Here is a 15,819-nt window from a genome sequence, read left to right as displayed (position 1 = left end):
CTTCCTTACCTCGCTTCGAAATGTCTTCTCGCCGCCAGACTGATCCATTGGACGATAAGCACCATGATCATGAAGCAGAAGGCGATGCCGATGATGACGCCGGGCTCATAATTGGGGCCGGTTCCGAAGTTGACGCTGTAATCGATAGCAAGAAACAATCGGTAGGCCGCTCCCGGGAAGTTCATGAAGTACTCGACCATCAGCAGATTGGACAAGACATAGACGAAAAGGGAAGAGAGATGCGTCAAAATCGTGCCGAAGCTGTTATAGAAGACGTGCTTGTAAAAAATGAGACGCTGGGTCAAGCCTTTGGCACGCGCTACCGTTATGTACATCTTACTCTCCTGCTCCGCAATGGAAGCGCTCGTGATGCGCGCGATATACATCGTCGGATATATCGAGACCAGCACGGCGGGCAGAAGAAAGGAGTACCATTCTTCCGTCGAGAAAAAGCGGATAAAGGGCAGATAGCGGATGACATACCACTGGATAAGCAGCAGAACCAGAAAATCGGGCAGCGATTGGAAAAGCCAGGTCGTCCAATTGCCGAAAAAGTTCCACTTCGTCCGCGACAACTTGTAGTCCATAATTCCCTTCAGTACGCCGAGTCCGAAGCTCAGCACGAGCGCCGTGACGATGACGGCCAGGCTCTTGGCCACGGACACCAGCACGACCGTCACGATCGGAAGATTGTAACGATCGTTGCCAAGGCTTCCCTCATCGAACAGAGCGGCAAAAAAAACCTTGATATTGTTCCCGTACTTTACCCAACTAAAGCCATAGTTGACGTTGACCTTGTATTCATCATAATGAATATCGAGGTCGCGCGGGAACAATACGATGAGGATAACCATCAGCATCGCAAAGATGCTGATGATTAACGTTCGCAGAAATTGTGCTCGAAAACTCATCATTTCCTCCTAATATTCACCTATTTCACCTTATGTTAGTGATATCATACACTGGTCAATTCGTCTACATTTTTATTCATTTTTTTGCAAATCGGGTCCCATATTTTATCGATCGGCGCTGTTTTTCATGATGATAAAGAGAGGGAAACGATAGAGTTCGCCCAAGCGAGTACCGATCAGGGCTTGCCGGTTATCGGATGGAGTCTGTTCAGGCCGGAGTTCGGGCTGAACGACGGCTATGACGATGAGAAGCAGGAGCTGTACTGCCGCGATCCGCAGCAGGATGGGGCGCTTCCGTACACGAAGCGGAACGAACTGCCGATGAAGTTCGTCTGCATGCTGCGGGTAACGGACAGTGATGACGCGGATCGGCTGGAGGCGCGGACAAAGGGGCTGCAGCCGATTCACCGTGGCGGAGGCGCTCTCCGCGGGCTGCAGCGGCTGTTCCCTTTCCCGCATGGCGGAGAGCCTAACGAGCCGGCGATTGCGAGCGAGGCGGAGGCTCTCCTGATGGCCGCGAAGTGGGCGGAGGAGCAAGGGGCCGCGGCGCTGGAACGGATGTATGAAGCGTTGACGGGGGAATGCGTGAGTTAGCGGCCGAGATTTTCCCAGAGCTCGTAGAAAAAATAGACCTCTTCCATCACAGCGGCATCGTCCTTGGCTACGATTCCGCCCCGGATGCGGCTGAGGATGCCGGAAATATCGTACATGTATTCGCGTTCGACACTGTATTGAATCCGATTGACAATACGTCTCCATGCATTGGAGGCGTAGTCGACTTTGTCCTTGGCCTGCTTCCAATTCTTCTTCTCGATATGCTGCTCTATGGACTGGACCGCTTCCAGCAGCCGATCCTCTTTGCCCATCGGCTGCTTCAATACATTGCCCGAGCCCAGGACGGCTCCGAAAAGGACGAGAAGAAGAGCGGCCAGGGCCAACATCAGCCATTTTCTCATTTTCATGCTGATCACCTCGCTAATAACTATTCGCGGTTATCCGTTTCATTGGACAGGTTATCTTTATACAAGTCGACATATAGCGTGTCATCAGGCAGGATCGCCGCAAAGCTGACTTGCTTGATATTTTCGACCCCTTGCTTCTTTAGCTCATGATGAAGCCATTTCGTCGTCTTGTTTCTTCGTTCGAGGTTACCGGTCAAAATTTTGCCTTCATGGACGACATCCGTCATCATGCGGGCAGGCGTGACGGCCCGATTCAGATCTTTCGGCGTCAATGGCTGATCCTCGGATTTGAGCAGGACGGAGAGCCCCCCGTTCGGCTCCAGGATGGCATATTCGACCTTGGTGATATCGAACGTATCTTTCTCGCGAAGCAGCATCATGATTTCATCGAAGCGAATGCGCATTTTCTTCAAGTTCTGCTCCAGAATTTTGCCGTGCTGAATCACTACGGTTGGTTCGGAATCGATCACTTTGGAGAAAAATCGGCTTTTCAATGTCGCAATCTGGAATAGAAACGTAATGATTACGAACACTGTAAGCCCGATGAAATGCAGCCAGCCCTTCGAAGACAGATCGGTTGCCAGCGTTCCCGCCAAGGACCCGATCGTGATGCCGTTAATATAGTCGAAGTAGGAGAGGGACCCCATTTGCTGCTTGCCTAATAGCCGTGTATAGATCACGAGGCTGAAGAAGGCGATTATGGATCGGACGATGACGACCCAGGTTTCCTCCATCATGTGCTATCCCAGCCTTTCCCTATTTTTGAATTAGTCTTCCCGGGAGGGACTGGAATATGCAAAAACACCGCATGGATTACGGAGAAGTCCGTGTCCATGCGGCAGCTATTCGGGCGATGAGGGTCAGAGCGAGGCGCTTGCCTTGGCGGCCGATGGCTTGCCATCCGCGTGTTCAATATATATCGTATCGATACATTGATCACACTTGATGCCGGCCGGTTGTTACAGAATTGAATGATCCGCAAGGCTATCCGTATCTTCATCGTTGTTCCCGGACGCCGGTTCGGTCGGTTCCGCTTAGGTCTCCGACTTGAACGTCTTGCCGAGCGCACGGCCGAGACCGAAGTAGTGCCGGAAATTATAGATAAGGGGGCTCCACCGATTCGGGCTGATATGGTGCTCCCCGAGAATGATTTCCTCGTGCGCATGCACCTGAATGGTCTGCGTCTCGACGATGGCGAACGGAAGCGCGCTGTCCGAGATGCGAATATGACGGACTTGAGCCTCGATCTGAAGCGGACACTCCGCAATTCGTGCCGGCTTCACGGCCATTGAAGGAACGGGAGTCAACCCGCTCCGTTCGAACTTGTCTTTGTGATACGTGAATCCCATCTGTTTCTTAAAGTCAGGGACAGGGCTTCGCCCGGTGTAAGGAGCCAGTTGCTCGACCTGCTTCCACAGCTCCGGACCGGGGACATTGATGACGCACTCGGGATGGCGCTGCACATTCTCGAGCGCCTTCGATCCGGGACCGATTCCCAAGACAATCGAATCTCCCAAGGCCCAGGACGAGGACATCGGGCTAATGTTGACCGTTCCGTCTTCATTCAATGTGTTCAGCAAGATGACAGGCATCCCGTAATATAAAATTTTCGGGCGGATTACTTTGGTTTTGGGGATAGAATTCAGTTGCTTCATGTTTGCATTCTCCTTTGGCTTTGTCATTCGTATTTATTGTAAAATAGCAATATTTCAATTATCATCGAAATATGGAATGCAAAGGGGAGATCATGGTGAAAGCCAATGCGAACGTCGCTATCATCGCTTCGCTTGTCAGCGAGCCGTCGCGGGCGGCCATATTGACCGCACTGCTGGACGGCCGCTTTCATCCGGCGAGCGAATTGGCCTATATGGCGGGCATTAAGCCGCAGACGGCCAGCTTCCACCTGGCCAAGCTGTCGGAAGCGGATGTCGTCAGTGTGGAGAAGCATGGGCGGCACCGTTATTACGGCATCCGGAATCAAGAAGTGGCCCAGGTGATGGAGACGATGCTGTCTATTGCCCCGCCTCCTGTCATTTCGTCTCTTAAGCAATCGGTGGAGGACAAGGCGGTTCGCTATGCAAGAACCTGCTATGATCACCTGGCCGGATTTGCAGGGGTGCAGGTCACGGAGGGGCTGCTGGCGAGAGGGCTCCTGGTTAAGGGAGAGAAGGAATTCGCCGTTACGGCTAACGGCGAGCAATTTTTGGCGGACTTGGGCATCGATCTGGGGCGAACCCGGGCCAAGCGGCGCTCTTTCAGCCATTGCTGTCTCGATTGGAGCGAGCGGCGCCATCATCTGGCGGGCGCGCTCGGCCATGCCCTGCTGGATAAATGGTTAGACCTTCGCTGGATTCAACGTCTGACGGGGACAAGGGCCGTCACGGTTACGGCGGCCGGCAAGCAGGGCTTCAAGGACCTATTCGGGATGGATATGGAGCGGGAGCCAGGATTGGATTCGTAAAAAAGGGGGGGCTCATAAGTAGTTTTTTACTCCCTGTAGGATGGCCGTAAAATTCGTAAAAAAGGTCGAGTTAGGGGTTACACTGCTTCCCCTACTAGACCTTTTTGCTTCATCACTGCCCACTTGAGCAAATTAGGGGCAAGGGAAAGCCACCCGACCTCGAGGCTTACTTTTAACAGGCCTCGAAGCAGAAAGCGTCTGGATCCTCTGTTGTTTTTCATTTGTCCAAACACACGTTCCGGTTCGACCATTCGTCGAACCGACAGGGCATATCCTTCTTCGCTCCGCAGCTTCTCCCTCGCTTGTTGCTTAGAGCGGAGATACTTCATGCTTACTCGGATTTCTCGATTCCCTTTGGCCTTGGTGCAGGCTGCTTTGAGGGGGCAATTCGATCAATCCTGACTTCGGTAATGCCTAAGTTTGATTTCATAACCACTCTCGTTTTTTTGCTTGCTCTCATACCGGAATCCAAGAACTTGTCCGCCCGGACACGTCCATGTATCCGTTTGTTCATTATATTCCCAATTGTCGATCTTGCTGACATCTTGTTTCCATTTCTTTGATTTTTCTTGATGATACGTGCTGTATTTCACGATAGCCTCTGCGTTTTCTTCGTCCAAACAGGCGTAGTTCTCTTCGCTTCCATAACCCGCGTCTGCTATAATCGTTCCCGGCAGCTTGCCCAGCGCGTTCTTCACATTCTCTAAATGAGGTTTCATGCAACGGGTGTCCGTAGGCCGCTGATGCAAACGGTATCCGACCACAAACTGATTTTCGGTGCCAATTTGTACATTATAACCAGGCTTGAGCTGTCCATTTTTCATGTGGTCTTCTTTCATTCGCATAAAGGTAGCGTCCGGGTCGGTTTTACTGTAGCTGTTCCATTCTCCGAGCACTTCCTGATGATGTTCATATTTTTGCAAGCGAGGCAGGAGATCTTTACGCCACAGCCGAACTGCTTTTTTGAGCGGTTTGTTTTTGGGTTGCTTTTGCAGCTTTTGTTCCAGGTGCTCTACGGCTTTCTCCAGCTCTCGCTCGTGACCTCGCTCGATTCCCCAAGCTCTCGTTAATCTTGCCCTTGCAGATCCTGCTCTTCCTGACGCTCCGCTTCTTCAATGCTTGCAAACAACGTCTTTACTTTTTCTTGCACTTTAGTTTTGGGCTTTACAACGGCTTTTCCCCAGACAAAGGAATACTTATTGGCATTGGCTTCGATTTTCGTCTACAAAGTAATGTTCGGGCTTAACGTAATTTTCCTCGACAAGGAAACCAAGAATGGAGGTGAAAATCTGTTCGAGCACATCCTTCATCCGCTCGGACCGAAAGCGGTTGATGGTGCGAAAATCCGGTCGTTGTCTGGCTGCAAGCCACATGAATGGAATATTCTCACGCACCGCTTTGGCAATTTGACGAAAAGAATAGATACGCTGGGTATAAGCCTAGATGATGATTTTGGCGAGCATTTTCGGATGGTAGTTATGACGTCCGCCGCCTGGATAAGCGGAGGCAAAGATCTGATCATCCAGACGATCCACCGCTCGATTGATGATACGAACGAGGTGATTTGCAGGGATATCTTCTTCCAAGTCCATTGGCAGGCACAGTTGGCTCATGTTTTATTGAATGTACAAAGAAACCGCTCCTTTCGTAGATGGTTGGTGGTACTTCCATTTTACTAAAGAAACGGTTTCTTTTTGTTTTACATTTTTGAGAAAAGGGGTGTCCCGTGTCATTTTCAATGACTTTTGGGACACCCCCCTGCCGATGCGCAGCTGCTGCGTGCGGCGGTCTAGGACAATGCAATGGCCAGCAACCAGAACCGGTGCTGCGTGACCTCGAAATAGCCCTGCCGTTCGATAAGCTGATGAATGCCGTACAGCTCTTCTTTATATTTCTCGACCTCGAAATCAGGAATCTGCCACGGAATGGCCTTCAAATAATAGATCAGCGCGCCCGCATCATAGAAGCGTTGGCTTAGGAATTGCTCCGCCTGCTTCACGACCTCGAAGCGGTGCTCCTGCAGTTCCCGGACGGCGATATCGAGCTTCCATTCCGCAAATTCTTCATTCAGCGGCACGCCGAACCGTTCGTTGATCTCGAAGCAATCGCTGCCGCCCGCTTGCTGGGTGAAGAAGAAGCCGCCATCGGCGAGTACCCGCCGCACCTCCCGCGGCGAATAGGATTCGTGCTGGTTCAGCACGAGGTCGAATTGGCCGGTCGCGAAGGGGAGATGCTCGTCATCCTCCACCGGGAGGACCGTCACGCCCAGCGGCTCCAACCGTTCCTTGGCGACGGTCAGATTCGGCGGATAGCCTTCCGTGGCGCAGACGGATTTCGGCCATGGCCTCAGTCTTGATAGCAGCTCGCCGCCGCCGGTTCCCATATCCAGCATCGATTGCGAGCCCTGCATGAGCGGAATGGCCATGCTGCCGTACGACCAGTCCAAGCAGTCGCTGCTCATGCGGCCCGTTCCGGAAATATACGAGAAATCCCATCCCGAGAACGGCTGATTCGCTTGTTCTATCCACCATTGAAATTGCTTGTCTGTTGTCATCATATCCAGGTCCCTCCAGTTCGTTATTCCGCAACTCGAATGTCACTCTATCCGGATACGATCCGGCGGACCACGGGCATAAGGGCAAGGTTGTTAGGTCTCGTGCTCGATCGATCGCATGGGCGTTCTCCTTTCCGCTGGCAGGTTGGGCTTAAATGAATACCTCTTGATTGAATACTTCTTGATTGAATACTTCTTGATTTAATAACTCTTGATTGAATAACTCTTGAATGTATGCCTCTTGATGATGTCGCTTGTTGAAGTGCATACTGAATGCGTATAATTTGATTATATCTTTCCAACGGGGTGATGGGAATGCCGTTTCGAATCGTTCGAGGTAGATAGTCTCCGGGCTGGGTTAATACGCGTGCCAGCCATCAAGGGATCAGTCTGCCCTTGGGACCCGGTACCGGAGCGAACGCGGCGGCGCAAGTTCCTGTCAGGCGATACCCATTGGAAGGAGAATGAACGATGATTGCATTTGATGAAAAAGCTTTTTATGACCGGATTGGATCGATCAATGGCTGGGAGTTCAATTCCGTGCGATCGGTTACCGAAGGCGCGGCGTGGGATTACGGCGCGAAGGTAAGGGAATGGTGCAAGCCGACCGATGTGCTGCTCGATATCGGCACCGGCGGCGGTGAGACATTATTGCCGCTGGCGCAAGCTGTGAGGCTGGCCATCGGGATCGATCGGTCGCCGGGCATGATTGAGACGGCCCGCCGCCATGCGGCTCGCTCGTCCGTTCGCCATGTCCGGTTTGCATGCATGGACGCGGAAGAGCTGGCGTTCCCTGACGGGCTGTTCGACGCCGTCATTTGCCGCCATGCTCCGTTCGCCGCCGGGGAAGCGGCCCGGGTGCTGACGGATGGCGGCGTATTCATCACGCAGCAGGTGAGCGAGCGCGACAAATGGAATGTGAAGGAGGCGTTCGGGCGCGGCCAGGCTTATGGCGAGCCGAACGGAACGCTGATGCGCCGCTGCGCCGGGCAGTTGAAGGAAGCGGGCTTCACCGAGATTCATTGCGATGAATACGATGCCGCCGAATATTTAGGCGGGGCCGAGGATTTGCTGTTCCTGCTGAAGCATACCCCGATTATTCCTGGCTTCGGAGAAATCGAGGGGGATGCCGAACGCTTCGAGCGGTTCATCGCGGCGAACGGGACTGAACGGGGCATTCGGACCAATTCGGCGCGCTTCCTCATCATGGCCCGCCGTTAACATCCGGGCGAGTCGCAAGGGGCTGTTCCACCAGAGGTCTTGGCTGCGGTGAGACAGCCCTCTTGCTTCTTCATGCTCGACTCGCCGAGAACTGCAAAAGTACAGTTTTCCTTCATGTCGTGTATCTCATTGCAAGAGTTCCTGCAAAACTCAGGCTGTTGAGAAAGAAGTTTTGAGCAGGAAAATGGATATTTCCACCATCCTGAAAACTGCACCATTTCCCTAGACACGCCCATCCGGCAGGCGAAATCCGCAAACTCCTCGATTTCTCCAGACACGCCTATTCGGCAGGCGAAATCCGCAAACTCCACGATTTTTCCAGACACGCCGATTCGGTAAGCGAAATCCTGCAAACTCCACGATTTCTCCAGACACGCCGATTCGGCAGGCGAAATCCTGCAAACTCCACGATTTCTCCAGACACGCCGATTCGGTAAGCGAAATCCGCAAACTCCACGATTTTTCCAGACACGCCGATTCGGCAGGCGAAATCCTGCAGAAATACAGCAATTCGATATGGACGACTATTCCAGAAAGGGAATCCTGCAAAATTACAGGAATTTCCCCCGTTTCGCTTCGGTTTGAAGCAAAAGGGCCTAAAATGATGTAGATTTGCAGCAATTCCTCGGGATGGGGACTTATTAAGCCGAAATTCCTGTAAAATAGCAGCAATTTCCTCCGCACGTCCAAGCCACAGGAAGGCAACGATGCTTCCAGCAGGACAGATAATGCTTCCAGCAGGCCGATAGTGCTTCCAGCAGGACAGATAATGCTTCCAGCAGGCCGGTAGTGCTTCCAGCAGGACGGATATTGCTTCCAGCAGGCCGGTAGTGCTTCCAGCAGGACGGATAATGCTTCCTGAAGGCGATGATGCCCCCAGCATCCGACGCGGTCGCTTGGATCCCGTAAAATCAGGCCATTGAGTAGTCTATGGGCCTTTTCACCTGTGATGGATCTCTTCTCCCGGTAGAAAAAAATCGATTTAAAGCGCTCTAAGAGCCAAAGTTTGGATGAGGAAAATGGACCTTCTCCACCCCTTCACAAAAAACAGGGGTTTTCCAACAGCCTGAAAACTGCAGGAATTTCAGCCATGCCTAGGGATGAAAGGCAAATAGCAACGAAAATAATGTACTTTTCACCAATCTCATGACATGGCGCTTCAAGAGCGCAAATTGCTGCCTTCACGCAGGCTTTCCCTGCCTGTTCCCTCTTCCGCCGCTTTGCCCGCGCCTCTTGTCCCGTCTTGTTCCGCATTCTTGCCCTGCTTCCTGGTGCGCTGTTGATGGGACAACGATCCCGCTCAAGGCGTATAGGCATGTACGAGTTCCCGGAGCGCCTGCCGGACATCGCGATCGTACAGGCCCCCATGGTAGCAGATGATTCGCTCGATATCGTAATCGAGGAGGCGACGAACGGAGCGGACCGCCTCCTTCAAATCCCAAGCGTGCCGGGGATTGGCGATATTCAGTCGTCCGTCCTCAATGACGACGGCGTCTCCCGCGATGAGCGTCTTGCACGCGGGAAGATACAACGAGATGTGCCCGGACGTGTGCCCCGGCGTATGGACGATATCGATGCCGCCGCACCAGGGGAGCCGCTCTCCGTGGGCCACGGTCCGATCGACCCGGGCCGGCTCGATCGACTGCAGGAAGCGGATGAACTGCTCCGCCCCCTTCTTGGCTTCCTCCGGCAAGGCGTCGAGCGTGGATTCCGCCTGCTCTTGCCGCAGCGGCTTGCGCTTGCCTTCGATGTACGGCTGTTCCAGCTCATGCGCGAGAATTCCCATGCGCGGGTAGGCCCGTGACAATGCGGCAAGCGACCCGATATGGTCCATATCGTGATGGGTTACGATTAGAGCGGTCATCGAGTCAAGGCGGATGCCCTGCCGATTGGCCGCTTCTTCGAGCAGCGGCCCGAAATCCGGATACCCGCAGTCGACGAGTATCGTATCGTCGCCATCCTGAAGCAGGACCGGGGCGATGGCTTGCCGCTGTTCATTGTATTCACATTCGATCTGAAGCAAATGCAGATGTTTCATGTCAATTCCCCTCTTCCACAACCGATTGCATGCGTAAGCGGTTGGCGATTATCCTTTATTTTCCTGCCCGCCGCCGCTTCCCGTTATCTCAGGGTTCGGCGGCGGGCAAGGCGATGGGGGACGGAGGGCCCGGGCCGCTCCGTCAAAGCGCAAGAATATGGCCGGCTCCCCTCTCTGTGTTACCTCTTGCTCCACTCCTGCACATTCCATACTTGCGAGACCCAATTCCGGTAGAAATCCGGCTCATGGGAGACGAGCAGGATCGTGCCGGCATATTTCCGCAGCGCGTCATGGAAAGCTTCTTTCGCGCGGACGTCGAGATGGCTGGTCGGCTCATCCAACACCAGCACATTGCTGTCCGTCAGCATCAGCGCACACAGCCGAACCTTGGCCTGCTCCCCGCCGCTCAGGAGGCGGATCGGCTTCCGGATATGCTTCTCGGTCAGTCCGGATTGGGCGAGCAGGCGCCGGAAGTCCTTCAGCGTCATATCCGGACGCAGCGCCGATAAATGCTCTAAGGGGCTATGCTCGGGAGGCTGTTCCTCTTGGGCGAAATAGGCGGCCGCAACGCGGTCGCCGAATTGCACAGTGCCGCCCAGAGCCGGAATGAGGCCGAGCAAGGTCTTGAGCATCGTCGACTTCCCGATCCCGTTGGAGCCGACGATGGCGATCTTCTCTCCGCGCTTCACGGCCAAGTCGACCGGAGCGAACAGCGGCTCGCGGTAGCCGATCTGAAGCTGCCGCGCTTCGATGACCGTGCCTGCCGGATCGGCATGCACCCGGAAGGCGAAACGCGGCTGCGGTCCGGACGGCGGCCTGTCGATCCGTTCTATCCGCTCCAGCATTTTTTCGCGGCTTTTGGCCTGCTTCGCCTTGCGGATGCGGTTCTTCTGAATGAAGGCCTCCAGCCGCTCGATCTCCCGCTGCTGTCGCGCATAAGCGGCCTGCAGTTGCTCTTTGTTCAATGCATAGCTGCGCTTGAACTGCTCGTAGTTGCCGGAATAACGCCGAATAGACTGGTGCTCCAGATGATAAATTGTCGTCGTGATCGCGCTGAGAAACCGCTCGTCATGGGAGACGACGAGGAAGGCCTGCTCGTACCGGGTTAAATATCCGATCAGCCACTCGACATGCACGTCATCCAAATAGTTGGTCGGCTCATCGAGCAGCAGCACATCCGGCTGCTCCAGCAGCAGCTTGCCCAAGAGCAGCTTCGTGCGCTGGCCGCCGCTCAGCTCGCTCACGTCGCGATCCGGGCCGAGCGCGAGAATGCCCAGTCCGGCCGCGACCTCCTCGATCTTCGCATCGACCAGATAGAAGCCGGAATGCTCCAGCCGCTGCTGCAGCCCGCCATAGCGGGTCAACAAGGAATCGAGATCGCCCCCGCCTTCGGCCATCCGGGCCGCGAGCTGATTCATGCGGGCTTCCATCGCGTACAGTTCCGCGTAAGCGGTGCGCAAATACTCGATAATGGACGTCCCCGCCTGCAGATCGATATGCTGCTGCAGGTAGCCGGCTCGGATGCCCGGCAGCCATTCGACGGTGCCGCGATCGGGAAGCAGTTCGCCTGACAGAATGCGGAGCAGCGTCGACTTGCCCGCCCCGTTGCCGCCGACCAGTCCGGCATGCTCTCCCCGCACGAGGCGGAAGCTGATATTGTGAAATACGTTCTTGTCCCCGTACATATGGGACAGTTGTTCAACCGTGACAATGCTCATATCGGTTCTCTCCTTTGTTCGCTTCAAGATTAGGAAGCCAACCGGGAGAACAGCAAAATAAAGACAGTTTTCAATTGTATCGGCCATGCGAAAAAATATACAAAAAATGGGCAAGGCGAACGCGCACCTTACCCATACCCATTGATATGCATGAAAGGAAATCGGTTCTTTATCTTCTGCTCTTCGGTTGGCTTAAAGCTAAAAATGGGCAGATCTATCCCGTCTTAAGCCAAATCCCGTTGAAGAACAGTCGATAAATGCAACATTTTCCTTTCCACCTCATTACAAAGTTAATTCCTTACAGTGTGAAGTATACGGATCAACGCGTCTAAATGTCAAGTCATGCCAAACGGCCATTACGTAGAATGGGCCCCGGCTTGCGCCCGCTGGGCCCTGCGCAGCCCGACGACGAGCAGCAGCGTTACGAGCGCCAGCCCCAGGCTGCAGAGGAGCGCCGCCTGGAAGGAGCCGAGATACGGCACGATCGCATCTGCTCCCGTCCTTCCTTCTTCGTGCCGGCTCAAGGCCGAGAAGAAGAGAGTGCCGATGACGGCCACGCCGAGCGCGTTCGCGGTCTGCATGCAGGTGCTCAGCATGCCGGAAGCCGAGCCGGCATGCTCCGGGCGGACGGCGGACATAATCGTGCCCATCAGCGGAGCGCCGACCAGCCCTTGGCCGAATCCGACGAGCAGGAACGGGACGATCAGCTGCTGCCAGTAGAGCTCGGCGCCCGCCGCCATCGTCATGAGGAGCACGGCCGCGTAGCCGGCCATCAAGGCGAGAGCGCCCCAGGCCAGTACCGGCCGCCCGTCCCGCGCCCAACGGGGGCCCCATAGCGAGCCGAGGAAGAAGGCCGCGCCGATCGGTACGAAGGCGAGCGCCGAATCCATCGCGGCCAGCGACAAGCCGTCCTGCAGCGTCAGCGAGACGACGAGGAAGAAGCCGCTGTTGCCGATTTGATACGCCAGTATCGCGAGCACGCCCAGGGTGAAGGCCCTTCCGGCGAACAGACCGGGCGGAATCAGCGGATGATGCCCCCGCTTGGCCATCCCGGCTTCATGAAGCATCAGCAGGACGAGGCTGAGCGCCGCTCCGGCGAAGCTGAGAAATACCCACAGCGGCCAGCCGGCTTCCCGCCCGACGATCAGGGGATAGATCAAGAGCAGCAGGCTGCAGGTCAGGATCGCAATGCCGGTTATGTCCATGCTCTTCTGCTCCTCCGCCCGCGTATCGCGCACCAGCGGGATGACGCACAGCGCCGCCGCGATTCCGATAGGGAGGTTGATGAGAAAGACGGACCGCCATCCCAAGCCCCAGCCGTTCCAATGCAAAATGATGCCCCCGATAATCTGTCCGGCGATAAGCCCCAGTCCGCTGACCGCGCCGTAGAACCCGATCGCCTTGCCTTTTTCCTCGGGCGGGAATATCACTTGAATGATCGTAAGCACCTGGGGGATCAGGATGGCGGCCCCGATCCCTTGGAGCACCCGGGCGAAGATAAGGAACGCTGCGCTGGCCGCCATGCCGCACAGCCCCGAGGCGGCGGTGAAGACAAGCATGCCGGCGATGAACATCTTTTTGCGGCCGAAGCGGTCGCCGAGGCGGGCGCCGGGAATGAGGAGCACGGCATACGACAGCACGTAGGCGGCGACGATGAATTGCACTTGCGCAGCGCCGGCCTGGAGCTGGGTCTGTATCGACGGGATTGCGACATTGACGATGAACGAATCCAGAATTACCATAAAGGTGCCGAGCAATAAGACGGCCAGGGCCCACCAGCGTCTGGCATCGAATGCCGGGGCTGCCTGCGCATACACTTTGTTCATAGTAAAATCTCCTTGCGTCAGATGGTTTTTTTGCCTTAGAAGTATTCGTAAATACTACTACAAACTCTCCAAAAAAGAGGAAATACTCCGCAGAATTAATCTAAGTATTTCCGGTAAGGGTGAATAATGTCATCGTAATGATCGCCGTAGCGTTCAGTGAACATGCCGCCGAAGTCCTGCTCGACCCGATCCATAATGACGTCGTGGTAGAAGCCGTTCAGCAGCAGCTCGACGACGGCGGGATGATTCGTCTCCAGGGCGGACAGCTTGACGGTGCTGCCGAAGCTCCCGAGCAGAGCGGAGCGGGAATCGCACAGAATCGAGAACTTCCTCGCCTCCGACGCGTCCCAGGCATCGCTTCGGCGATGGAACAGCACGCGGTTCAGCCGGACGGCGCATTCCCCGATCACGATCAGCGTCACGAAGACGCCTCTCCGCTCCGCCTCCAGCAGCGGCTCCTCGACCCAATGGACATCTTCGGCCCAAATGTCGACGACGATGCTTTTGTCCGCATTGGCCGCAAGGCGCCGGATGGCGGTGCGAATCGCGTTGTCGCCCTGCCAATTATAGAAGGACGCCGCCGACTGCGGCGGAGACTTCAGATGCTTCACCAGCGTGCGTGCGGTCTGCTCGAAATCGGATTGAAGCATGCGGACGAGCTGTTCGATCGGGACGGCATCGTACAGGACGGGGTCCGCTTCGATCGCGCGGCATACGCCTTTGTCCGTCAAGGAGCGCAATGCGGCGTACACGTTGGTGCGGGAGACGGAGACCTTTTTGGCCACTTCATAGCCTGAAATCTTCGGCTCCGCATGCAGCGCCAGATAGCATCTCGCTTCCAGCTCGGACAGGCCCAGCTTGCGCAATTCCTCGATCATCGGATGGCAACCTCCTCTCGGTACAGATGCTCAAGCAAGGAGAGAGCTTGCTTGAAGGTCATCGCATAGTATTATTTAGAAATACTACTATAGAGATGGACGGCAGTCAAGAGGGCGCTGCTCGGTTTTTTATGCGCCGGGATCGATCCAGCGGAACCATCGCCCGTGTCCTTCGGTCTCGGCAAGCACCGTTCTGCGTTCAACCCCGCCGATATATTCATCCAGATGCAGATTCGCGTCCCACATATTGTTGTACAGGTGGAACAGATCGCGTCTGCTGCCCATCTCCCTGATGTGCTGCTCAAGGCGCCGCTTCGCTTCCGGCGGCATCTGATTGGCGACATGGGTATGGAAGACGCAGATGGCCGCGTCGTCGGGAATGCCGGCCGCGAGACTCGGGAGCAGCTCGGTCCCGTCTCCCTCGATCAGCTTCACCGGCTGTCCGGTCAGGCAGCGGGCCGCATCGTCGAACAGCGCGACTCTGTCCCGGTGTCCGGGCCAGATCAAAGCCCGCAGCCATCGGCGGTCTTCCGGATCGGACAACTGGTTGATATGCAGATCGACGCCGATCCGGGCGGTAACAGGGGGACTGTGCGGCAGCAGCGGCGGGGCAGTGTCTCCGCCTCCGATAATGGCCGCCGCGATCCGGACCTCTCCGGCCGGGTTGCCGTACACAACTCCGGATCCGTAGGAATACCCGTACTGATCCCATATCAGCTGCAGTCCCGCGCTCGTGCCGATCTCGATCAGCGCCAACGGTTTGCGTATGTTCTCGTAGATGTGGCAGAAGCTCGGGTACAGATAGGCGCAGCGCCTGACCTCGTTCGTCTGTACGATCTTGGTCTTCAGGAGCGTAACGATACCGTCAGCGTATTTGAGGCAGAAATCCTTGAACGGCGGGAACGATTGCCGGATGTCTCCCGGCTCCTCGACGAGTCCGTCATAGTAGCGGCGCAGCTCGTGATCGGCGCCGGAGAGCAGCAAGTATTGAACCGCGCCGAAGAGCAGGTTCGGCACCGGCTGGCCCGGTCTTGCATGCGAGGCGATCCGGAGCAATTCATTGTCGGCGGCGATGCGCAGCGCCAGATGCTCGTACAGATCGCAGGATCCTGCGCATTCTTGACGCGCAAAGCGTGCGAAACGGTCGGACAAGCTTGCGTTAGCCAAATCAACCCCTCCTTTTTCCACCATTTTACAACGAGCGGGTGATAAGTGATATTTCTAGTTTTTTGTCGAGGCGATTAAGAAAA

15 protein-coding genes and 2 pseudogenes are annotated in these 15,819 nt (G+C 55.5%); 3 read left to right on the top strand and 14 right to left on the bottom strand.

Annotation, left to right across the window (positions count from 1 at the left end):
* Positions 1-5: 5 nt before the first annotated feature.
* On the bottom strand, positions 6-911 hold the full coding sequence (locus L6439_RS21960; RefSeq protein WP_213470767.1) for an ABC transporter permease subunit: 906 nt from the start codon (positions 909-911) through the stop codon (positions 6-8).
* Between the two features lie 183 nt (positions 912-1,094).
* Here L6439_RS21960 and L6439_RS21955 point away from each other — a divergent pair, with 183 nt between their 5' ends.
* The gene (locus L6439_RS21955) at positions 1,095-1,505 is read left to right on the top strand and encodes a hypothetical protein (RefSeq protein ID WP_213470766.1); all 411 of its coding nucleotides are present in this window, start codon (positions 1,095-1,097) and stop codon (positions 1,503-1,505) included.
* On the opposite strand, the gene L6439_RS21950 is transcribed toward L6439_RS21955, so the two are convergent.
* From L6439_RS21950 to L6439_RS21940, 3 genes are all read right to left on the bottom strand, one after another.
* Positions 1,502-1,873, bottom strand: coding sequence for a DUF4363 family protein (locus tag L6439_RS21950; protein WP_213470765.1), 372 nt, complete (start codon positions 1,871-1,873; stop codon positions 1,502-1,504). The genes L6439_RS21955 and L6439_RS21950 overlap by 4 nt on opposite strands.
* Before the next feature lie 20 nt (positions 1,874-1,893).
* Positions 1,894-2,610 (bottom strand): DUF421 domain-containing protein, encoded by a 717-nt coding sequence (locus L6439_RS21945; RefSeq protein WP_168179013.1) that lies wholly within the window; start codon positions 2,608-2,610, stop codon positions 1,894-1,896.
* A 297-nt stretch (positions 2,611-2,907) separates the two neighbouring features.
* A complete protein-coding gene (locus L6439_RS21940) occupies positions 2,908-3,528 on the bottom strand; it encodes a flavin reductase family protein (protein WP_213470764.1) in 621 nt (206 codons plus the stop codon).
* A gap of 95 nt (positions 3,529-3,623) precedes the next feature.
* Here L6439_RS21940 and L6439_RS21935 point away from each other — a divergent pair, with 95 nt between their 5' ends.
* The gene (locus tag L6439_RS21935; protein ID WP_168179015.1) at positions 3,624-4,334 is read left to right on the top strand and encodes an ArsR/SmtB family transcription factor; all 711 of its coding nucleotides are present in this window, start codon (positions 3,624-3,626) and stop codon (positions 4,332-4,334) included.
* Between the two features lie 77 nt (positions 4,335-4,411).
* Here L6439_RS21935 and L6439_RS29790 read toward each other — a convergent pair.
* Both L6439_RS29790 and L6439_RS21925 read right to left on the bottom strand, forming a co-directional pair.
* Positions 4,412-5,947, bottom strand: a pseudogene (locus L6439_RS29790) (IS1182 family transposase).
* Between the two features lie 176 nt (positions 5,948-6,123).
* A complete protein-coding gene (locus L6439_RS21925) occupies positions 6,124-6,888 on the bottom strand; it encodes a class I SAM-dependent methyltransferase (protein ID WP_168179017.1) in 765 nt (254 codons plus the stop codon).
* A gap of 471 nt (positions 6,889-7,359) precedes the next feature.
* On the opposite strand from L6439_RS21925, the gene L6439_RS21920 reads away from it, so the two are divergent.
* The gene (locus L6439_RS21920; protein WP_213470763.1) at positions 7,360-8,109 is read left to right on the top strand and encodes a class I SAM-dependent methyltransferase; all 750 of its coding nucleotides are present in this window, start codon (positions 7,360-7,362) and stop codon (positions 8,107-8,109) included.
* A 280-nt stretch (positions 8,110-8,389) separates the two neighbouring features.
* Here L6439_RS21920 and L6439_RS21915 read toward each other — a convergent pair whose 3' ends face one another.
* From L6439_RS21915 to L6439_RS21885, 8 genes and pseudogenes are all read right to left on the bottom strand, one after another.
* Positions 8,390-8,992: a hypothetical protein gene (locus L6439_RS21915; protein ID WP_213470762.1), complete on the bottom strand. Its 603-nt coding sequence runs from the start codon at positions 8,990-8,992 to the stop codon at positions 8,390-8,392.
* Positions 8,993-9,147: 155 nt separating this feature from the next.
* Positions 9,148-9,363 carry a hypothetical protein gene (locus L6439_RS21910; RefSeq protein ID WP_213470761.1) on the bottom strand — a complete coding sequence of 72 codons (216 nt, stop codon included), beginning with the start codon at positions 9,361-9,363 and terminating at the stop codon, positions 9,148-9,150.
* A 46-nt stretch (positions 9,364-9,409) separates the two neighbouring features.
* A complete protein-coding gene (locus tag L6439_RS21905; protein WP_213470760.1) occupies positions 9,410-10,147 on the bottom strand; it encodes an MBL fold metallo-hydrolase in 738 nt (245 codons plus the stop codon).
* Between the two features lie 179 nt (positions 10,148-10,326).
* Entirely contained in the window at positions 10,327-11,283 is a 957-nt protein-coding gene (locus tag L6439_RS29785; protein ID WP_420540599.1) for an ABC-F family ATP-binding cassette domain-containing protein, read from the bottom strand.
* 72 nt (positions 11,284-11,355) lie between these two features.
* A pseudogene (locus tag L6439_RS29780) lies at positions 11,356-11,781 on the bottom strand (ATP-binding cassette domain-containing protein); the annotation flags it as partial.
* A 440-nt stretch (positions 11,782-12,221) separates the two neighbouring features.
* Positions 12,222-13,691 (bottom strand): MFS transporter, encoded by a 1,470-nt coding sequence (locus L6439_RS21895; protein ID WP_213470755.1) that lies wholly within the window; start codon positions 13,689-13,691, stop codon positions 12,222-12,224.
* A gap of 95 nt (positions 13,692-13,786) precedes the next feature.
* Positions 13,787-14,569 carry a TrmB family transcriptional regulator gene (locus tag L6439_RS21890; protein WP_168178631.1) on the bottom strand — a complete coding sequence of 261 codons (783 nt, stop codon included), beginning with the start codon at positions 14,567-14,569 and terminating at the stop codon, positions 13,787-13,789.
* A 129-nt stretch (positions 14,570-14,698) separates the two neighbouring features.
* On the bottom strand, positions 14,699-15,760 hold the full coding sequence (locus L6439_RS21885; RefSeq protein ID WP_213470753.1) for a DUF2332 domain-containing protein: 1,062 nt from the start codon (positions 15,758-15,760) through the stop codon (positions 14,699-14,701).
* Positions 15,761-15,819: the final 59 nt, after the last annotated feature.

Origin of the sequence: Paenibacillus dendritiformis (genome assembly GCF_021654795.1) — a bacterium.
Taxonomy (GTDB): domain Bacteria; phylum Bacillota; class Bacilli; order Paenibacillales; family Paenibacillaceae; genus Paenibacillus_B.
The sequence above is the reverse complement of the archived record's forward strand: the minus strand, read 5'-3'. Positions and strand labels throughout refer to the sequence as shown.